20 protein-coding genes are annotated in these 19,281 nt (G+C 41.0%); 17 read left to right on the forward strand and 3 right to left on the reverse strand.

Annotated features, from left to right (window positions below; genetic code table 11):
• The first annotated feature begins 200 nt into the window (after positions 1-200).
• From Q8W26_RS10980 to Q8W26_RS10990, 3 genes are all read left to right on the forward strand, one after another.
• Entirely contained in the window at positions 201-503 is a 303-nt protein-coding gene (locus Q8W26_RS10980; RefSeq protein ID WP_101214169.1) for a hypothetical protein, read from the forward strand.
• A 59-nt stretch (positions 504-562) separates the two neighbouring features.
• The gene (locus Q8W26_RS10985) at positions 563-3,484 is read left to right on the forward strand and encodes an immune inhibitor A domain-containing protein (RefSeq protein ID WP_305473363.1); all 2,922 of its coding nucleotides are present in this window, start codon (positions 563-565) and stop codon (positions 3,482-3,484) included.
• 95 nt (positions 3,485-3,579) lie between these two features.
• Complete coding sequence (locus tag Q8W26_RS10990) at positions 3,580-4,299, forward strand: YebC/PmpR family DNA-binding transcriptional regulator (RefSeq protein WP_101214171.1); 720 nt, start codon at positions 3,580-3,582, stop codon at positions 4,297-4,299.
• Positions 4,300-4,368: 69 nt separating this feature from the next.
• On the opposite strand, the gene Q8W26_RS10995 is transcribed toward Q8W26_RS10990, so the two are convergent.
• Positions 4,369-4,698: a DUF440 family protein gene (locus tag Q8W26_RS10995; protein ID WP_101214172.1), complete on the reverse strand. Its 330-nt coding sequence runs from the start codon at positions 4,696-4,698 to the stop codon at positions 4,369-4,371.
• Between the two features lie 250 nt (positions 4,699-4,948).
• Between Q8W26_RS10995 and pyrC the strand changes: the two genes are divergently transcribed.
• Positions 4,949-5,980, forward strand: a complete 1,032-nt coding sequence (pyrC, locus tag Q8W26_RS11000) for a dihydroorotase (RefSeq protein WP_101214173.1) — start codon at positions 4,949-4,951, stop codon at positions 5,978-5,980.
• Between the two features lie 83 nt (positions 5,981-6,063).
• Here the strand turns inward: pyrC and Q8W26_RS11005 are convergent, their stop codons facing one another.
• A complete protein-coding gene (locus Q8W26_RS11005) occupies positions 6,064-7,332 on the reverse strand; it encodes a DUF945 family protein (protein ID WP_101214174.1) in 1,269 nt (422 codons plus the stop codon).
• Positions 7,333-7,460: 128 nt separating this feature from the next.
• Between Q8W26_RS11005 and Q8W26_RS11010 the strand changes: the two genes are divergently transcribed.
• On the forward strand, positions 7,461-8,105 hold the full coding sequence (locus tag Q8W26_RS11010; protein WP_305473366.1) for a single-stranded DNA-binding protein: 645 nt from the start codon (positions 7,461-7,463) through the stop codon (positions 8,103-8,105).
• A gap of 80 nt (positions 8,106-8,185) precedes the next feature.
• Here the strand turns inward: Q8W26_RS11010 and metG are convergent, their stop codons facing one another.
• The gene (metG, locus tag Q8W26_RS11015; RefSeq protein WP_101214176.1) at positions 8,186-10,237 is read right to left on the reverse strand and encodes a methionine--tRNA ligase; all 2,052 of its coding nucleotides are present in this window, start codon (positions 10,235-10,237) and stop codon (positions 8,186-8,188) included.
• Positions 10,238-10,494: 257 nt separating this feature from the next.
• Between metG and apbC the strand changes: the two genes are divergently transcribed.
• From apbC to Q8W26_RS11075, 12 genes are all read left to right on the forward strand, one after another.
• Positions 10,495-11,583, forward strand: a complete 1,089-nt coding sequence (gene apbC / locus Q8W26_RS11020; RefSeq protein ID WP_101214177.1) for an iron-sulfur cluster carrier protein ApbC — start codon at positions 10,495-10,497, stop codon at positions 11,581-11,583.
• 1 nt (position 11,584) lies between these two features.
• Complete coding sequence (gene udk, locus Q8W26_RS11025) at positions 11,585-12,217, forward strand: uridine kinase (protein WP_101214178.1); 633 nt, start codon at positions 11,585-11,587, stop codon at positions 12,215-12,217.
• 15 nt (positions 12,218-12,232) lie between these two features.
• On the forward strand, positions 12,233-12,817 hold the full coding sequence (gene dcd, locus Q8W26_RS11030) for a dCTP deaminase (protein ID WP_101214179.1): 585 nt from the start codon (positions 12,233-12,235) through the stop codon (positions 12,815-12,817).
• On the forward strand, positions 12,817-13,626 hold the full coding sequence (pabC, locus tag Q8W26_RS11035) for an aminodeoxychorismate lyase (protein ID WP_101214180.1): 810 nt from the start codon (positions 12,817-12,819) through the stop codon (positions 13,624-13,626). The genes dcd and pabC overlap by 1 nt, the downstream gene beginning before the upstream one ends.
• 15 nt (positions 13,627-13,641) lie before the next feature.
• On the forward strand, positions 13,642-14,709 hold the full coding sequence (gene mltG, locus Q8W26_RS11040; RefSeq protein ID WP_101214181.1) for an endolytic transglycosylase MltG: 1,068 nt from the start codon (positions 13,642-13,644) through the stop codon (positions 14,707-14,709).
• Positions 14,710-14,732: 23 nt separating this feature from the next.
• Complete coding sequence (gene tmk, locus Q8W26_RS11045) at positions 14,733-15,362, forward strand: dTMP kinase (RefSeq protein WP_101214182.1); 630 nt, start codon at positions 14,733-14,735, stop codon at positions 15,360-15,362.
• An 11-nt stretch (positions 15,363-15,373) separates the two neighbouring features.
• Complete coding sequence (holB, locus tag Q8W26_RS11050) at positions 15,374-16,360, forward strand: DNA polymerase III subunit delta' (protein WP_305473370.1); 987 nt, start codon at positions 15,374-15,376, stop codon at positions 16,358-16,360.
• A gap of 60 nt (positions 16,361-16,420) precedes the next feature.
• Positions 16,421-16,747 carry a PilZ domain-containing protein gene (locus Q8W26_RS11055; protein WP_305473372.1) on the forward strand — a complete coding sequence of 109 codons (327 nt, stop codon included), beginning with the start codon at positions 16,421-16,423 and terminating at the stop codon, positions 16,745-16,747.
• An 18-nt stretch (positions 16,748-16,765) separates the two neighbouring features.
• Positions 16,766-17,539, forward strand: coding sequence for a TatD family hydrolase (locus tag Q8W26_RS11060; protein WP_101214185.1), 774 nt, complete (start codon positions 16,766-16,768; stop codon positions 17,537-17,539).
• Between the two features lie 93 nt (positions 17,540-17,632).
• On the forward strand, positions 17,633-17,935 hold the full coding sequence (locus tag Q8W26_RS11065; RefSeq protein WP_101214186.1) for a YebG family protein: 303 nt from the start codon (positions 17,633-17,635) through the stop codon (positions 17,933-17,935).
• A 3-nt stretch (positions 17,936-17,938) separates the two neighbouring features.
• A complete protein-coding gene (locus Q8W26_RS11070) occupies positions 17,939-18,547 on the forward strand; it encodes a DUF1415 domain-containing protein (RefSeq protein ID WP_305473375.1) in 609 nt (202 codons plus the stop codon).
• 24 nt (positions 18,548-18,571) lie between these two features.
• Entirely contained in the window at positions 18,572-19,198 is a 627-nt protein-coding gene (locus Q8W26_RS11075) for a dUTP diphosphatase (protein ID WP_101214187.1), read from the forward strand.
• The last annotated feature ends 83 nt before the right edge of the window (positions 19,199-19,281 follow it).

A 19,281-nucleotide genomic window follows, 5' to 3' on the forward strand; every position in this document is an offset into this window, starting at 1 on the left:
ATATTGTATGCAATTATTTTGTGTGCAGATAGTGCTTTTCTAAAAAAATAGTAAATACTGCAACTAGTGATTTTCTAAAATATTGATAATAAATAGCTTTTGTACAAACTCGGTAGCTATTGTCTGACTCTGATACACTTAATTAAGGTACTGCTATTAGTAAATAACAGATTCTGTGTGATCCGTCATAGGGGATAGGCATGAGGCAGACGTTGTTTTTAACGGTAATGATTATTGTGGCGTTAGCTGTTCTGTCAGGCTGCAAGAGTGCATTTTACCGTGCTGAGGCTAAAGAACAACCGCCAAATCAAGTTCTTAACACACCAAAGCACAAACAAAAAACATGTCAACTCTCACCGCCAGTGGCTGACCCAGAAAAGATACGATTAATGCTTGTTAAGGCCGGACAAATCGATAAGTCATGGTCTCTAGAGCGGCAGAAAAAAGCAGTGGCAGCCTTTATTAAAAATAAACAGCAAGGGGCTAAGCCAAAATGCCGCTGAAAAGAGCATGCTTTTTAGCCCTATGCGTTCTCTTGTCCAGTGTGACGGGTACTTCGGCAATGACTGCGCCAAAATCAACACCGATTTTGTTCGATGATGCGGTGGTTAATCATCAACAGATCGCTTATTGGCTTAAAAAACGAGGTCAGCTTGCTAATAATGCGAGTGATTTAACGCAAGCATCAGCCGTTGAAGCTTATATCCAATCCTATAAAAGTAAGCAACAACAAGTACGACAAGTCAATGATTTTTATGGCAAATCGCACTATAAAGCGCCTTTAAAAAGTGCCAAACAAAAGTCGAGTAAGGCTGAAAAAGAAACCACGGTTAAAGCGTTAACCTTATTGATTGATTTCCCTGATTTGCCTCATGACAATAACCGACTCTCCAGTACAGACACACCGCTTTATTATGACGATTATTCCATTGCTCATTACCGAACAATGTTATTTGATAAAGATGGATATAAAGGCCCAAACAATCAAAGATTACAGACTGTTTATCAATACTATTATCAAGAGTCGGGTGGAAGCTTTCACTTCACGGGAGATGTGTTTGGTTGGTTTACCGCTGAACATAATGCTGCACACTATGGGGGTAATGACGATGATGACAATGACGTAAATGCTGAAGACCTCATTATAGAAGCAGTCGCAGCTGTTGTAGCCTCAGGGGTTGATTTATCGCCGTATGATCGAAACGATCCAAATGATCGAGACAGCGATGGAATTTTAAATGAGCCCGATGGTATTGTTGATCACTTGATTGTATTTCACTCGAGTATCGGTGAAGAAGCTGGTGGCGGTGTCTTAGCGACAGACGCGATTTGGGCGCACCGTACGAGTATCGGTAACTCTCCTGTAATTATTCCAGGCAGTGGCGGGATGAAGGCACACTTTTATACTATTCAACCGATAGACTCTGGTATTGGCATCATTGCTCATGAATTTGGGCATGATCTCGGTCTTGATGATGAATATGATACCGCATCCTTTGAACCTGGCTCGCCTGTAGGTTATTGGTCGTTAATGGCCTCAGGGAGTTGGCTAGGGAAGATTAGTGGCACTGAACCGTCAACGCTGAGCCCACTGGCTCGTGAGCATTTACAACAAACCTTTGGTGGTAAGTGGTTAAATCAACGAGTCATAAATAGTGCTGATTTATTAGATCAAAGCCAAGAATTGACCTTAGTTGAAGCAGTCAATCATAACACGGGTATTAACCAAATTAAGGTGGAGCTTCCAACAGAGAGTAAGCAATTTAAGCAACCGTTCTCAGGGGACAAGCTTTTTTATTCTGGTCAGGCAGAGAATACGACAGCATCATTCGATTTTTCGGTCACATTACCGTCCACCGGAAATGCAATGTTGAGCATGCAAGCGCAGTGGGATATCGAAAAAGATTATGATTATGCTCAGATCCATGTCAATGGAACTGCGTTATCGAACGCGCAAACAGTAAATACCGTAAATCCAACGATCTCACATACCAAGATACAACACTATTTAACGGGCCAAACACCACTAAACCAATGGCAACACTTAGTGTTTGATTTAGCCGACTATGCTGGTCAAACCGTTACTATTTCGGTGAGCTATGTAACAGATACCTATATTACTCCATTTGGTTTAGTGATAGACGATATAAAAGTGACCCATGGTAGTGACATTTTGTTTAGTGACGATGCAGAATCGACGCCGCTTGTCGCTTTATCGGGCTTTGAACAAATAGGCACTATCATCGAACAAGAGCCAAGTTATTATTACTTGCAGTTACGAAGTCACAATGGTGCTGATAGTGGTTTACCCAGTAAAAACTATGAGCCAGGACTGCTAGTGTGGTATCGCAATGACGATGTCAAAGATAACAATGTTTCTGAGCACCCCGGTAGTGGATTTATCTCAGTGGTTGATGCAGACCAAATGATTATCGGCAATGAGAGTACGGCTGTACAAATTCGCGATGCTGCGCTGAGTTTGTTTGCTCAAAAGGCGTCAGGTTCAGATAACTCGTTAACTGCGATTTCAAGCTTTAGTGATAGTAATGATTACAGCTCACCACAGCAAAAAGAATCTGGCGTGATACTCCCCCTATGGGGGATATCACTTGCGATAACTCACCAAGAAACAGATAGTAGCCTAACAAGTTTTACATTGAGTCGTGAAAAAATCGATTTTACCAGTGCGTTTAATGCAAGCCGTAATGGACTGAATGTCACCTTTATTGGGCAAGTTGTATCAAGTTACCCAGTGACCAGCTACTCATGGCATTTTGGTGATGGCAATACCTCAACATTGGTTGTACCAACGCATACGTACCAACAAACAGGGCAATATAATGTCAGGTTAGATGTCATTAACTCAGCAGGTGAAACAGCAAGCGTGACCAAGAAAATTGTTGTGGCTCAAGCATTAGAACTGACCGCTTCGATGTCACAAAACTTACTTGATGTTAGGTTTGAAGCTGTTGTGACTGGCGGCGTGGCGCCATACCAATATCAATGGGATTTTGGCGATAATAGCGCACTTATTACCGACGACTCCCCAAGCTACAGCTATTCGAATTCGGGGGTTTACGATGTTGTCGTCATGGTTACCGATGCTGTGGGGCAAGTACAAACAGCAACATTACGTGCTGATGTAGATGCTGGGTTAGCGGTGAATTTTAGTTCGGTCAAACAAGGGTTAACTGTGGATTTCACTGCTGATATTAGCGCTGGGTTAGCGCCACTGATGATAGAGTGGCGCTTTGGCGATGGACAAACAAGTCGCTCGGAAAACCCAAGCCATACGTTTGCCACTGCTGGAACCTACAAGGTTGCGTTAGCGGTGTCCGATCAATCTGGGCAAACGGTGACTCGCACCAAAGACATCATCGTTAGCCAAGCTGTCGCTGAGAAAAAGTCTGGTGGCTTTGCATGGAGTCTATTTATCTTAGCGATGGCTGCATTTTATTGGCGTAAACATCGTCAGTTCGATTAATCTGTCATTGGCATTGGGATATTCTCTAGCAAGGTGCCTCTAAAAGCTGTTAGAATCAGAGGCATATTGTTAGAACAACCAAAAGAGAAGACAAAATGGGTCGTAGTTTTGAAAACCGTAAAGCGTCGATGGCAAAAACTCAAGGTGCTAAGGTACGAGTTTATTCACGTTATGGTAAAGAGATTTATGTAAGTGCTAAAAATGGCGGTGCAGATCCTGATACAAATATCACGTTACGTCGTTTGATCGAAAAAGCGAAAAAAGATCAAGTGCCTACTCATGTTATCGATCGTGCAATTGAAAAGGCGAGTGGTGCGGGTGGTGAAAACTACGAAAATGCACGTTATGAAGGTTTTGGCCCTGGTGGCTGTATGGTGATTGTCGATTGTTTAACTGATAACAATAAACGTACCTACACTGAAGTGCGTAACTGTTTTGTTAAAACAAACTCAAAGATTGGTAGCACTGGCACTGTTGGTCATATGTTCGATCATCTTGCAATCTTACGTTACGCTGGCGAAGATGAAGATGCTGCTTATGAAGCTTTACTAGAAGCTGATGTTGATGTCACTGATATCGAATGTGAAGATGGAAAAATTACCGTATTTGCACCGCACACTGAGTTTTTCAAAGCGAAAAATGCACTGTTAGCAATAAACAGTGAATTAGAGTTTGAAGTAGAGGAAATTACCTTTGTTGCTCAAACTGAAACAGAAGTAACTGGTGAGGACGTGGCTACTTTTGAAAAGTTCACTGCCATGTTAGACGATTGTGATGATGTTCAATCAGTTTATCATAACGCAATAATTGCTTAGCAGGATTGTTTATATCAATAAAAAAAGGTCGATTCAATCGACCTTTTTTGTATCAAAAGCTTAACCTGATTAACGCTTCCATTTAATATGAAAAAATTCGTTGGCAGTTTTCTGATCTGCTTTTAGTAAGACACGTGCGTAAACATCGTCAAACTCATCTTCTTCAATTAACCCAATACGTACTTCAACATAATCAGTGTCAAGTTGATCTTGCGTTAACTCAGCAACTTCTTGCCAATCATTAAACGCGCTCATTAACTCAACGCCACCTTGGGTTTGACATTGTTCTATGTAATACATCAAATCAGGTTGATCAAGGTGTTCAACCGCATGCTCTTCAAATAAGTCTAAGGCGAAATCGATCAATTGATCGCTGTTGATTGCGTCTGAATTAGCCATAAAAAGGCTCCTTGGTGTAAGGCAAAAATAATCGGTTTTTTAGTGAGGCTGTAGCCTAACTATGCTTACCGTTGTATTGCAGCATGATAAACCAATTATGATAAATAATCTGAATAAATTGCCTTTGTTTGATTAGTTTGGACAAATAATGGCTTAAATGCGGGGATTGCTGTCAGTATGCTTTACATAAGTGCTTGCCACCACTAAAATTGAGCACAATATAATAAGTGACTTAGTAAGTGAGTATGCAATGACAACATTAACCATCACCCGTCCAGACGATTGGCATCTACATTTAAGAGATGGAGCGGCACTAGTAAACACTGTTGCTGATAGTGCTCGTTATATGGGGCGCGCGATTATTATGCCTAATTTGGTACCGCCAGTGGTTGATACGCAGGGCGCATTGGCTTACCGTGAACGTATTCTTGAAAATATCCCTACGGAATCAAACTTCTCACCGCTAATGGTTATTTACTTAACCGATAATACGGATAAAGAAGAAATGATTAAGGCGTACAATACTGGGCATATTTATGCGGCTAAATTGTACCCAGCAGGCGCAACAACAAACTCGGACTCTGGTGTAACAGATGTGAAAAATGTCTACCCAGTATTAGAAGCAATGAGCGAAATGGGTATGCCATTATTAGTTCATGGTGAAGTGACTGCCGATGAAATTGATATTTTTGACCGAGAAGAAGTTTTTATTGAGCAAGTGCTTAAACAAGTTGTGGCAGATTTTCCAAAACTTAAAATAGTTATGGAACATATCACGACCAAACAAGCTGTTGAATTTGTTTCACAGGCACCTGCAAATGTTGCTGCAACTATTACTGCACACCACTTAATGTATAACCGCAACCATATGCTAGTGGGTGGGATTAAGCCACACTTCTACTGTCTACCAATTTTAAAACGTAATATCCACCAGCAAGCACTGATTGAAGCTGCAACCAGCGGTAGCAATAAGTTTTTCTTAGGGACAGATTCGGCACCGCATACAAAAGATAAGAAAGAGGCAGCCTGTGGTTGTGCTGGTTCTTATACTTCATTTGCGGCAGTGGAGTTGTATGCTGAAGTCTTTGAGCAAGAAAATGCGTTAGATAAACTAGAAGGCTTTGCTTCTTTAAATGGCCCAGACTTTTATGGTCTGCCACGCAATACAGATACAATAACGCTTACGAAAGAGACTTGGGGTGTACCAGCGACCTTGCCGTTAGGTGATAGTCATCTAGTACCAATTAAGGCAGGTGAAGAAGTTAGCTGGAAAGTCATCTAGTTAACGTTTTGTCCTTGTAATAAAAGCCCCGTTATCACAGAGTGATAACGGGGCTTTATATTGTCATTTATCGATAAAAATGATTAGCGAATACGCTGACCATTGGCTAGTACCTGACCGCTTTCTACTTTAATTTTTGTCGATACATTACCTTGATCGTCTGCTTTAATAAAACCTTGTTGGAGCATCTGTTCAACGAACGGCGCAAAGTGATTGAACTCAGTCGCATAATTAGCTGTTAAACCAAGGTTAAGCGTTGAATTAAATGAAGTCATTACATGTTGCTGTAATTGATGATCAAGCGTATTGCCATTATAACCTGGCAGTTTAAATTCACCGTCTGAGCTTAACGTCACTTTATTGATTGTTGTATTTAATGCATTGACAGAACCGTTGATTCCTTCTGTTAATACACCTAATATTGGCTGTTCTATGTCTGATAACACCGCAAAATTTTGCGAAGCTTGTAATAAATCGACATAAGCCGCTTTGTTAATGTCAGTGATATCTAAATCAAACAAAGTGTCAGTGATGTGAAAAGCTTGCTCGTTATTTGAAATCTCAGCATTATTTATCGTTAGTTTAGTGTTCAAACCGATATGTTGTTTATTGGGGAATAAGTAGCTAGACGCTATAGTGAACGTATCAATTGATGCCTTAACTCCTTCAAGCTCGGAATTAAGTGTTAAACCATTAATTGAAAAGGTCATGTCCTCAGAGACTTGAGTTTCACCCAAGGTGATGAAATTACCTTGGCTGGTAATTGAAGTAAACGCAAAGTTATCTTGAGCCTTGGCAAAGTTCATTGTGTCGAGATTGAAGCTGAATTTACCCTCAGTAAAAGCAATATCACTGCTAATAGTGCTGGTTGTCTTACCTAGATTGATAGTGACGCCATCTTTCTCAAGCTTAAGCGGCTCGATCACAAACTGCGCATCTTGAGAGTCCAGAAAAACATTGGTGTTTAGAGTCAGCAGATGAGTAAATGCTTGCTCAGGAAACTCTTCTAACACCTTAGAAAAATCACCTTTGGTTAAATCAAGCACTAATTCACTTTTAACCGTTAATGGGCTACTAGAGTAATTATGGTTGATGTAAAAGTTAATTGGTTCATACAAGCCTACATCACCTAGGTGTTGCTCAATAAATTCAGGGTGCATTGTGATGTTATAGCTTTGACGCCCGCCTAGAATACTGGTGACAGGATCGATCACTTGCACTTCGAAACCAGCAGGTAAATCCGTTAGCTGCTGATCTAATTCGCTTTTAAACATGCTGTTAGTAACAACAGCTGAGCCTGCTAATACGGCAGCAGCCCCGACAGTTAAAGCTAAAATGGCTTTATTGTTCATCCGTTCTCTCAATTATAAAAATTTAAAATCGGCTTAGAATAGATACTTTTATTGAATAAAACAAATATATTTATTATGAGGGCTGTTCTATATTATAATTTAGTCAAATCATTCACTTGGAGCTTCATGTGCAGGCACACGATAACCACATCGTCTTATTAGGTAATATCGTTAGTAAACAAAACTTATTGAAATATTATGCTGATGGTACTGCTTCATTAACACTTGATGTGATTACTAAAAGGAAGTGGCGTGATCAGCAAGGGCAATGGCAAGAAAGCAGCAGTTATTTTAATGTCACAGTGCTGGGTGAATGTGCTGAACAACTAGCTCAAGGTGCAAATGCCGGACAGGGCATATATATTCGTGCTGCAATCAGACAACGAACGAATAAACAAGGTGTTAATAACGATACGCTAGAGGTGTTGCAGGCATACTTAACGAAGAAGTCTACGGCACTCAATTGGAATCAAGCTCATGTCTGTGGAGGCTTAGTCAGTCAGTCTGGTTTAGTGCAAACCATCAATGGTATAGACTTGATTACTGTGGTTATTGATATTGCCGAGCAAGCTGATAAATCAATTCCTATTGAAGTTAAACTCAAAGGGGCTGCGGCTAAATTGGTCGCTAACCAACTGGAAGAGTTAGCCGACGGTCAAACTGTGCGGTTACTAGTGGAAGGATCATTGAGTGGCCAATCAAAAAAAATTAACGAGCAATTTGTTTATCAATATTGGATCGAAGGGCACACTTGTTTAGTGATAGCTGACTAATCATCATCGCCTTCGTTGGCGGGGCACAAAAAAGCCGCTTAAATTAACGCGGCTTTCATACTTTCATTAGTTTAGATTAATTATTTAACCCGCATACCTGGTTGAGCGCCATCTTCTGGGTTTAAGATCCATAAATCTTCACCACCAGGGCCGGCGGCTAAAACCATGCCCTCTGACATGCCAAAACGCATTTTACGTGGCGCAAGGTTAGCGACCATTACGGTCATTTTACCTTCAAGTTGTTCTGGTTGGTATGCAGACTTGATACCTGCAAACACTTGGCGTGTTTCGCCGCCTAAGTCCAATTCTAAACGCAATAGCTTATCAGCACCTTTAACATGATCAGCTTTTGAAATACGTGCAACACGTAAATCAATCTTAGCAAAATCATCGAAGCTGATTTCATCGGCAATCGGATCTTGAGCCAAAGGTGAGTTTGGATCTAGTACAGGCGCTGCAACTTCCGCCGGTTGTAAGCTGTCTTTAGACGCGTCAACCATAGCATCGATGTGCTTCATGTCGACACGTTGCATCATTGCTTTAAATTTATTGATCTTATGGTTAGTTAACGGGTGGTTAATACTATCCCATGTTAACTCAACATTTAAAAACGCTTCGACTTGTTCTGCAAGGCTTGGCGTAATAGGTTTTAAATAAGTTGTTAAGATTTTAAACAAATTTAAACCCACACTACAGACTTGCTGTACTTCGTCGGCTTTTGCTGGGTCTTTAACTAGTTGCCACGGTTCTTTATCGGCAATGTATTGATTCGCTTTATCGGCTAATGCCATTATTTGACGAACCGCTTTTGAGAAGTCACGCGCTTCATATAATTCCGCAATATCGTTTTGCGCAGCGATAAACTCTTCAATAAGCGCTGCTTCTGATACTGTTGGTGCAAGCGTACCGTCAAACTTCTTGGTAATAAAGCCTGCACAACGACTGGCGATATTAATCACTTTACCAACCAGATCAGAATTAACGCGCTGTGCGAAGTCTTCTAGGTTTAAGTCAAGGTCATCGATTTTACTGGTTAATTTTGCACCGTAATAATAACGCAAGTATTCAGGGTTTAAGTGCTCTAAATAGGTACGTGCTTTAATGAACGTTCCTTTAGATTTAGACATTTTCGCACCGTTAACTGTAACAAAACCGTGCGCGTAGACACTGGTAGGTTTACGGATGTCTGCACCTTCTAACATGGCAGGCCAGAAAAGACTGTGGAAATAGATAATGTCTTTACCGATGAAGTGGTATAACTCAGCGGTTGAGTCTTTTGACCAGAACGCATCAAAATCAATATCTGGGTTTTTGTCACAAAGATTTTTAAAGCTGCCAATGTAACCGATTGGTGCATCTAGCCACACATAGAAAAACTTGTCGGTAGTCCCTGGAATATTAAAGCCAAAATAAGGCGCGTCACGGCTGATGTCCCAGTTTTGGAGGCCGTCTTCGAACCATTCAGCTAATTTGTTCGCCATTTCGCTTTGTAATGAACCACTGCGTGTCCATTCTTTTAACATGCCTTCGAATTTAGGAAGTTCAAAGAAATAATGCTCTGATTCTTTTAACACTGGCGTGGCACCAGAAACAACTGAACGAGGGTTTTTTAGTTCTGTTGGGCTATAAGTTGCACCACAGCTATCGCAGTTATCACCATTTTGATCTTCACTGCCACAACTTGGACAATCACCTTTAACGAAACGGTCAGGCAAGAACATTTGCTTTTCAGGATCAAATAATTGCTCGATGACTTTAGTCGAGATAAAGCCGTTGTCGTTAAGACGGTTGTAAATCAACTCCGCAAAGTGACGATTTTCATCGCTGTGCGTTGAATGGAAGTTATCAAATTTCACGCCAAAATCAGCAAAGTCTTGTTGATGTTCAGCGTTCACTTTATCAATCATTTCTTCAGGTGTAATACCTAACTGCTGCGCCTTTAACATAATCGGTGTACCGTGCGCGTCATCAGCACAAACATAATGACATTCATGGCCACGAAGTTTTTGGAAACGTACCCAGATGTCAGTTTGAATATATTCAAGCATATGGCCTAAGTGGATTGGGCCATTGGCATAAGGTAGAGCACTAGTTACTAATATTTGTCGAGTCGGTTGCGTTACTGCAGTCACGGTTTAATTCACCTTAAATATTGTAATTTAGCGTTAAGTTGTCTCGGCAAAATACTGACCAACGTTAAGCGTTGGTGTAATTTTGAGCGAATTGGTGACAATCTGAGTTAACGGTAAATTGAGACTGTTAAAAATGTGAGACATCTTACCGCAAAGGTTAGTCAAATTCATCTCAATTTAAGCATTTGTATCGATTAGCTTTGATAACTTAGGTACAATGCGCAGCAAATAATTAGCTTATTATTAGTAGGAATCTTATGGGCTTGTTTGGCACCAGTGAAGCAGAGTTAAAAAAGCAGTTACAAAGCGCGCTTAAAGAGTTGAAATTTTTAGATACCGACCAGCCGTTTCTCAATATAGCTCAAGTACAAAAAGTTAAGCTCAAACGACGTTGTTTAATTCTGACGCTTGAGTTGACTATTCCTTGTGTCCACCGTCAAGTAGAGATCACACAACAATTATCGACTCACTTAGCGAACACCGTTAAATTCGATACCATTGATTTGACATTATCGGTGTCGATTAAGTCATTAAATCGCAGCGATAAGATTACCAATATAAAACAACTTGTACTTGTTGCATCAGGCAAAGGGGGGGTTGGAAAGTCGACAACTGCGGTTAATCTGGCCTTAGCTCTTCGTCACGGTGGTGCCAAAGTTGGTATGCTTGATGCCGATATTTATGGTCCATCATTACCGACGTTACTTGGCGCTGAAGATCAGCGGCCAAATACCACAGATGATAAGTTAATGAGCCCTTTAATGTTGCACGGGTTAACCACTATGTCGATTGGTTATCTTGTTGACAAAAATGATGCCACTGTCTGGCGAGGGCCGATGGCAGCCAAGGCTTTATCACAACTATTATTTGAAACAAACTGGGGCGAATTAGACTACCTTATTGTGGATATGCCACCGGGGACAGGTGATATTCAACTAACTATGTCTGGCCAAGTTCCTGTTTCAGGTGCAATTGTGGTCACAACACCTCAAAACTTAGCGTTACATGATGCACAAAAGGGCATCAGCATGTTTAATAAAGTCAAAGTTCCCGTCCTTGGTGTGATTGAAAACATGAGCTATCACCAATGCAGTGTCTGCGGCAACGAGGACCACATTTTTGGTAAACAAGGGGGCGAGCAACTTGCAAAAGATAATAAAGTCAGTGTACTTGGCCATTTACCTCTTGATCCGACAATCGGCTTAGCCGCTGATAACGGGTTGCCAACCGTGGTAAGTGACCCGACCTCGTCAATCACTCATCACTATTTAACCATTGCGCAAGCAGCCGCAATAAAATTAAACCAAACAGATTTAACAATACCATCAATTGTGATCGAGGAATAAAATGAAAGATTGTATATTTATAGCAATTGTTGGTGCGTCAGCGTCAGGAAAAAGCTTGTTGGCACAAACCATCGTTAAAGAGCTTATTGATGAAGTAGGTAGTAATCAAATCGGTGTTATTAATGAAGATTATTATTATCGCGACCAGTCACAATTGACCATGGAAGAGCGTGTTCAGACTAACTATGATCATCCCGCGTCACTTGAGCAAGACCTTTTAGTTCAACACTTGCTGCGTTTACAACAGGGTGAACCTGTCGATTTACCGCAGTATTGTTATACGACACATACACGATTGCCTGATACGTTACACATGGGCAATAAGCGTGTGATTGTTTTAGAAGGGATCTTATTACTCACGAATCCTGAACTTCGTAAGTTTTTCCATGCCTCAATTTACATGGACGCACCGTTAGATATTTGTTTAACTCGTCGATTGTTACGAGATGTGCAACAGCGTGGCAGAACAATGGACTCAGTCCTCGAGCAATATCAACAAACAGTACGCCCCATGTTTTTACAATTTATCGAGCCGTCAAAGCAATACGCTGATATTATTGTGCCAAGAGGTGGTAAAAATCGTATTGCAATTGAAATGCTTAAATCAGAAATCCATCGACTACTAAATCGTTAACTAGGAAGTTATCACATGCGTTTAAGTGATGTAGAAATTAAAAAATATTTAGCCGATAGCAAGATTGTTATCGAGCCACAACCTAATGAACAAAGCATTAGTGGTGTCACAGTTGATGTCCGTTTAGGGAACAAGTTTCGAGTTTTTGAAGGGCACAATGCACCTTACATCGATATTAGTGGCCCAAAAGATGAAGTACAGCAAGCGTTAGATAGTGTGATGAGCGATGAAATTGTATTAAGCGATGATCAGCCGTTTATTTTACACCCGGGTGAACTGGCATTAGCGATGACTCTTGAGTCAGTCACACTGCCTGCCGATATTGTTGGCTGGTTAGATGGACGCTCGTCGTTAGCGCGTCTTGGTTTGATGGTCCATGTAACAGCGCACCGAATCGATCCAGGCTGGTCAGGCAATATCGTCCTTGAATTTATTAATGCTGGAAAACTACCACTAGCATTGCGTGCAGGGATGCCAATCGGTGCGTTAAACTTTGAAATGCTGTCAAGTCCATCTGAAAACCCATATAACAAACGAGCTGATGCCAAGTACAAAGGGCAAAGTGGGGCTGTGGCCAGTCGTATAAGTGATGATAAGTAATGACTGCTTCGACTTGGCTTAATGGTAAAGCTTGTGACAACATTGCAATAAATGACCGTGGCTTGGCTTATGGAGATGGCCTTTTTACCACAATGCTGGTGGAAAAAGGGCAGTGCTGTTTGTTTGAACGCCATTTGGCGAGATTGCAAAATGGTATTAAACAGTTAGCTATGAGTCAGATTGATTTCGGACAATTGATTGAACAATTAACAAGTTTAGCCAACGAGATCGAGCATGGCGTCATTAAAGTGATCATTACTCGTGGTCAAGGGGTACGTGGCTACAGCAGTCTCGGTTGTGATACACCCAGTGTTATAGTGAGTCATAGTGCATACCCTACCTCGTATGACGATTATATTAAGCATGGTTTGAATCTTGGCGTGAGTACTATTGCGCTTGGCTTAAACCCTTTAACCGCGGGTATTAAGCACCTTAATCGTTTAGAGCAAGTGTTGGTTAGGCAGCAAATAGATCAAGAGCAATGGGCCGATGCTGTTGTGTTAGATTGTCAGGGCTATGTGGTAGAAACTAACATGGCAAACCTGTTTTGGGTTAGTGATGGTACTGTCAAACTACCAGCATTAGATTTTGCTGGTGTTGATGGGGTAATGCGTCAACATATTTTGGCTTATTTAAAACAGCAGCAGATCCCGTATGAAATAGACCGTTTTCGTCTTGGCAGTTTAGTTAGTGCTGAAGAGATATTTATCTCAAATAGCCTGATCAAAGTTGTTCCGATCACCGCAATCGCCGAACATGCTTATAGTATTGGTCCAATCACACAGCAATTACAACGTAATTTAGTATAGAGTTTAGAGAGCAGTATGACTGAACAAACCACACCGAGTAAGAACTGGATAAAACGAATCACTTTCTTCGTCTTAATCTGTGCGCTCCTTGTTGGCGGCTTATTGATAAAATTATGGCAAGATTATGATCAGTTTACTCATACGCCAATAACCACATTGAAACCCCAGACGTTTAAAGTGGTTGCCGGTGATAATGTAGCTCGTGTGTTAAGCAGACTTAATTTGGCGAAAGAGCCGATGGAACAATGGCAATATAAGGCATTATTAAAGCAACAGCCTAGTTTAAGTCGACTTAAGGTAGGAACCTATCAAATAAGTCAATCGCTCACACCTGTTCAGTTGTTACAGCTATTAGTGAGTGGGGTTGAAACGCAGTATGCTATTACTTTGATTGAAGGCCATAGCTTTTCACAGTGGCTTGATACGCTAAAGAAACATCAACACATTGATAGTAGTAACTTAACGTTAGAATCAATCAGTGCGCATTTTTCATTTGAGCCGATCCCGTTACTCGATCAAACAAAGTATCCTTTCGCTCATATTGAGAGTCAATTTTATCCTGACACTTACTATTTTACCGATCAGACACCAGCGTTAAATATTTTAGAACGTGCTGCAAAACGATTGCAGGAAAATTTAATCACGGCATGGCAAACTCGTGATGAAAATTTAGCATTTGAAAATATTGAACAAGTCTTAGTGATAGCCTCAATTATTGAAAAAGAAACGGCGATTGCTAGCGAACGCACCACCGTGGCATCCGTGTTTAATAACAGATTAAAGCGTCGCATGCGATTACAGACAGACCCTACGGTGATTTATGGTGTTGCAGATGAGTATAATGGTGATATTACTCGTGCTCATTTACGTGACAAAAATCCGTTTAACACTTATGTCATTAAAGGTCTGCCTCCTGCACCTATCGCAATGGCGAGCTGGGAGTCAATTGAAGCAGCGCTAAATCCGAAAGACACTAACTACTTATATTTTGTAGCGAGTGGGGATGGCGGGCATAATTTTTCAACTAATCTGGCTGAACATAATCGTGCGCTTAGGCGATACCTTGCACGAAATAAGCATTAAAAATAATAATGGAAAAGAATAACATGGCAAAGTTTATTGTAATTGAAGGCCTAGAGGGTGCTGGCAAATCCACTGCCATTGAAAAAATTAAGCAGGTATTACAAGCTAATGACTTAGGTAACTTTGTGACTACTCGCGAACCGGGTGGTACACCGTTAGCTGAGGCGATGCGTCGTTTAGTCAAAGAGCCGCACCCTGAAGAAGAGCTAACCATTCAAAGCGAGTTGTTATTAATGTATGCAGCTCGCAGTCAGTTGGTCGAAACCGTGATCAAACCTGCACTGAAAAAGGGGCAATGGGTCATTGGAGACCGTCATGATTTAAGCTCGCAAGCATACCAAGGCGGTGGTCGTGGGCTCTCTGATATTATGGGGCCAATTCGTGATGCGGTTTTAGGCAACTTTCGACCTGATTTGACTCTCTATCTCGATATTGATCCTAGTTTAGGCTTATCTCGTGCGCGTGCTCGTGGTGAGTTAGACCGTATCGAGCTTAACGAGCTCAGCTTTTTTGAGCGTGCTCGCAATGTATACTTGCGCGAAGCGGATAGAGACTCAACGATTAAATTAATCGATGCCTCACAAAGCATTGAACAAGTTGCGCTAGCTATTGAAAAAGTACTTAATTCTTTCATTCAAGCGCATAAAATCTAATGTCAACTCAGATGGAATCGAACGTAGAACCGGGCCTTTATCCATGGTTAAGAGCTGATTACATTCAGTTGGTTGATCAACTTAGTGCGGGTAAATTACACCATGCCACGTTGTTGCATGGTGTAGCTGGCTTGGGAAAACGACAGCTGATTAAACGTTTCGCTCAAAGAGTTACTTGTAGCCAACCTGTTGCTAATAAGGCATGTGGACAATGTAAATCCTGTCTGCTGTTTCAGGCAGGGAGTCATCCAGATCATTATTTTATCGCGCCGCTTAATGATAAAAAGCAAATTAGTATCGATCAGATACGCTATGCAACGTCTAAGGTCAATGAGACTGGGTTAATATCTACTGTGCGCGTTATTTCGATTGAGCAACTCGATTTGTTAACTGAGTCAGCAGCTAATGCATTATTAAAAGCATTAGAAGAGCCACCTCAGGGAGTTTATTTTTTATTAGCAAGTGCACAGCTCAATCACGTACCGGCCACTATTGCTAGTCGTTGTTATAAACTCAATATTAAAACACCTAACCCACAGCGGTTAGCCGCTTGGCTTACAAAGAAAACGAATGTTGCTGTGACGCCACAGCAGTTATTTAGTTTTGAAAACTCGCCGTTAAGAAATCTTACCGCAATAGAAGAAGGGACCTATCAGCAAATAGCTCAAGTTGAGCATTGCTATATAGAGCTAATAACGTCGCTTGCACAGCGAAGTAATCAGCCAGATGTGATAGCCTTAGCAACCAGAGATTTAGTCAACCAGCTAGAAATAGCTCAAGACAGTTTTGGTGGTGTTGAAGTCATTCGTTTATTACAGCTGATAAATCAACGGCTGATTAAAGAAAATGTCGCACAAGGTGAGCCTTCAGTGAAGCCAGACACCTTACTTAAGCTATCAGCTGGTTTAGTGACGCTAAAAGAGATGATAAATAAGACGCCATCGATAAATCCACTATTACAACTTCAACAACTTATAGTAGAATTAAGCCTAAAGTAACAGTACTGAAGTGAGTTACTCACGGCCCATTATAAAAACATAAGAACAAAAGGGATGACCATGTTAGAACTTAGTGTTGAATTTAGTAATACACAACAGCTTTACCGTAATTACATGCCGTTTGTAAGTAATGGCGGCTTGTTTTTGATCACACATGTCAAAGTTGATTTAGGTGACACGGTTAAAGTATCCGTTACCTTACCTGATGATCTCGAAGCTACTACTTTCGAAGCTAAAGTAGTGTGGGTTAACCCCGTCGGTGCACAAGGTGGAAGGCCTGCTGGTGTTGGCGTGGCATTGAGTGAAGCTCAAATCCAACTTCGTACTGAAATTGAAAAACTACTTAACCGTAAACTTAACTCCGTTGAAGTAACTTCAACCATATAATCTAGAATAACTAAAACTATGTTAATTGATTCCCATGTTCATCTTGATCGTCTTGATCTTTCACTCTATGACGGCAAGTTAGATAACGTCATTGCCAATGCTCAAGCACAAGGCGTAAATGAAATGCTATGCGTTAGCGTTGATTTAACCACTTACCCTCAAATGCTAGATACGATCCGTCCTTACCCATTTGTTCATGCAAGTTGTGGGCAACACCCACTGTATCAAGAGTCGTTAGCCGATCCTGAACAATTACTAAAGTTAGCGCAAGATGAAAAAGTAGTTGCGATAGGTGAGACGGGTTTAGATGCATTTTATGCCCCTGAGACACTGGATGTTCAAACGCAAAGTTTTATTGATCATGTTGCGGTTGCCACACAAATTAACAAACCGTTGATTATTCATACCCGTGATGCACGCCAGCAAACCATTGATATTTTGAAACAAGGACATGCTGATCGAGTAGGTGGGGTTCTCCATTGCTTTACAGAAACACTAGAGATGGCTAAACAAGCTATGGACTTAGGGTTTTATATTTCAATGTCAGGCATCGTCACCTTCAAAAATGCCAGTGAATTACGCGATGTTGTGCGTGCTTTGCCGCTAGACCGATTATTAGTCGAAACTGATGCCCCTTATTTAGCACCTGTTCCGCACCGTGGTAAAGAAAACCAACCTGCCTTTGTGCGTGATGTGGCACAGTATGTAGCCGATCTAAAGCAAGTGAGTTTAGAAGAGTTAGCAACGGTGACAAGCAATAATTTTCGAACGTTGTTTTTACAAAACCGCTAGTACTCATTTATTTAGCTTAATTGCCAATCAATACTTGTGATACTGTTTCTTTATACAGTACAATTAGTCATTACATTTTAAGGATGCGTTATAATGATTGAAATAGAATATATTGTGAAAGACAAAAAAGGGGTTGAAAAATTGCGTACTGCCGACAAGAAAGCCGCTGATGCCTATGATAAAGCCCTCGACAATGCCGAAATTTTACAACAACTGTTGCGTCACGATAACGTATTACCAAAACTAAAAGAAGACGACTTAGAAGCGTTAACAATCTACTTGGCATTAAATGCTAAAAATGTAGAACGTGCTTTAAAAGGTCGCCAACCTGAATTCGACAGCGAGACAACTGAAAGTGTTAACGCTGAAGACACAGAGCAGGGTACAAATAAATAGTTTATGAGTGGGTCATTTAAACAGTTTCAACAACAAATGCGCGAACAATACGCAGAACAACCCGAGATGATGATAACGCATTGTCAATCATGGGTTGATTCAGTGATAGTTAGAATGAATATATGCCCGTTTGCGAAAGCGGAAGTTGCTTCTCAGCGGGTTAATTATGTTGTTGCAAAGCCTGATAACACTGAGCAATATTTAGCGCAATTACTCAGGCATTGTCAGCAACTTGATCAGCAACCTGAGATTGCAACGACACTGATGCTGTTTTCTGACCCTTTTCTAACTTTTGCCGATTACCTTGACTTAGTGACACAAGCAGAAGATGTTCTCTATCACGAAGGGTATGAAGGCGTGTATCAATTAGCCAGTTTTCACCCTGATTATTGCTTTGCAGATAGTAACGAACAAGATGCTGCTAACTTTACCAACAAAGCACCTTATCCCATATTGCACCTGATCCGAGAAGGTGACATCACGAAAGCATTAGCAAATTTTTTGCGCCCTGAGCAGATACCGGAGCGTAATATCGAATATACCCGTCGCAAGGGACTTTCGCAGATGCAAGATGTCTTACGTGCGTGCTATGATGCGCCACAGAAAAAATAATAACTGTTACTTGTAGGAATAATAATGAACAGCCAACTAACTCAAATGTTTAGTATGCAAAATAAGCTTAATGCTGCAATCAACCCTAATTGGATTGAAGATGAAAGCCAAGACTGGCATTGTGCAGTGCTAGTTGAAGGTGCCGAAATGATTGATCATTACGGCTGGAAATGGTGGAAGCACCAGACTCCTGATATTGAGCAAGTACAACTTGAATTAGTTGATATTTGGCACTTCTTAATGAGCGCTGAGTTAAAACGTCACCCAGGCATCGCACTGGAAAGTGCAATTGAACAGAGTGTTACGCAATGGCAACCATACTTTGAACAGTCTACAGAGCAGGGAGAGTTTCTGGGATTAGCTAAAGCGTTAGTGGGTAAATCTGCAATCTCTGAGATGGCCTACACTGAATTTTGTCAATTGATGGGCGCTGTAGACTTTAGCTTCGCTGATTTGTATAAGTGGTATATTGGTAAAAATGTACTTAACTACTTCCGACAAGACCACGGTTACAAAGATGGCAGCTACATTAAGGTGTGGAATGGTCGTGAAGATAATGAGCACTTAGCGGATGCTTTAAACACATTAGCATGTGACGAAACCCTTGCCGATAACGTCTACAAATACCTAACGAACGTTTACCCAAGCTAAATGTTCTTTGACTAAAGTGGTGCTATGCATTGCACTGCTTGGTCGCTATCCTTAGAAATATCTAATAAAGCAGCTTTTAAGCT

The sequence above is a fragment of the Psychrobium sp. 1_MG-2023 genome (assembly GCF_030689115.1).
Lineage (GTDB): Bacteria > Pseudomonadota > Gammaproteobacteria > Enterobacterales > Psychrobiaceae > Psychrobium.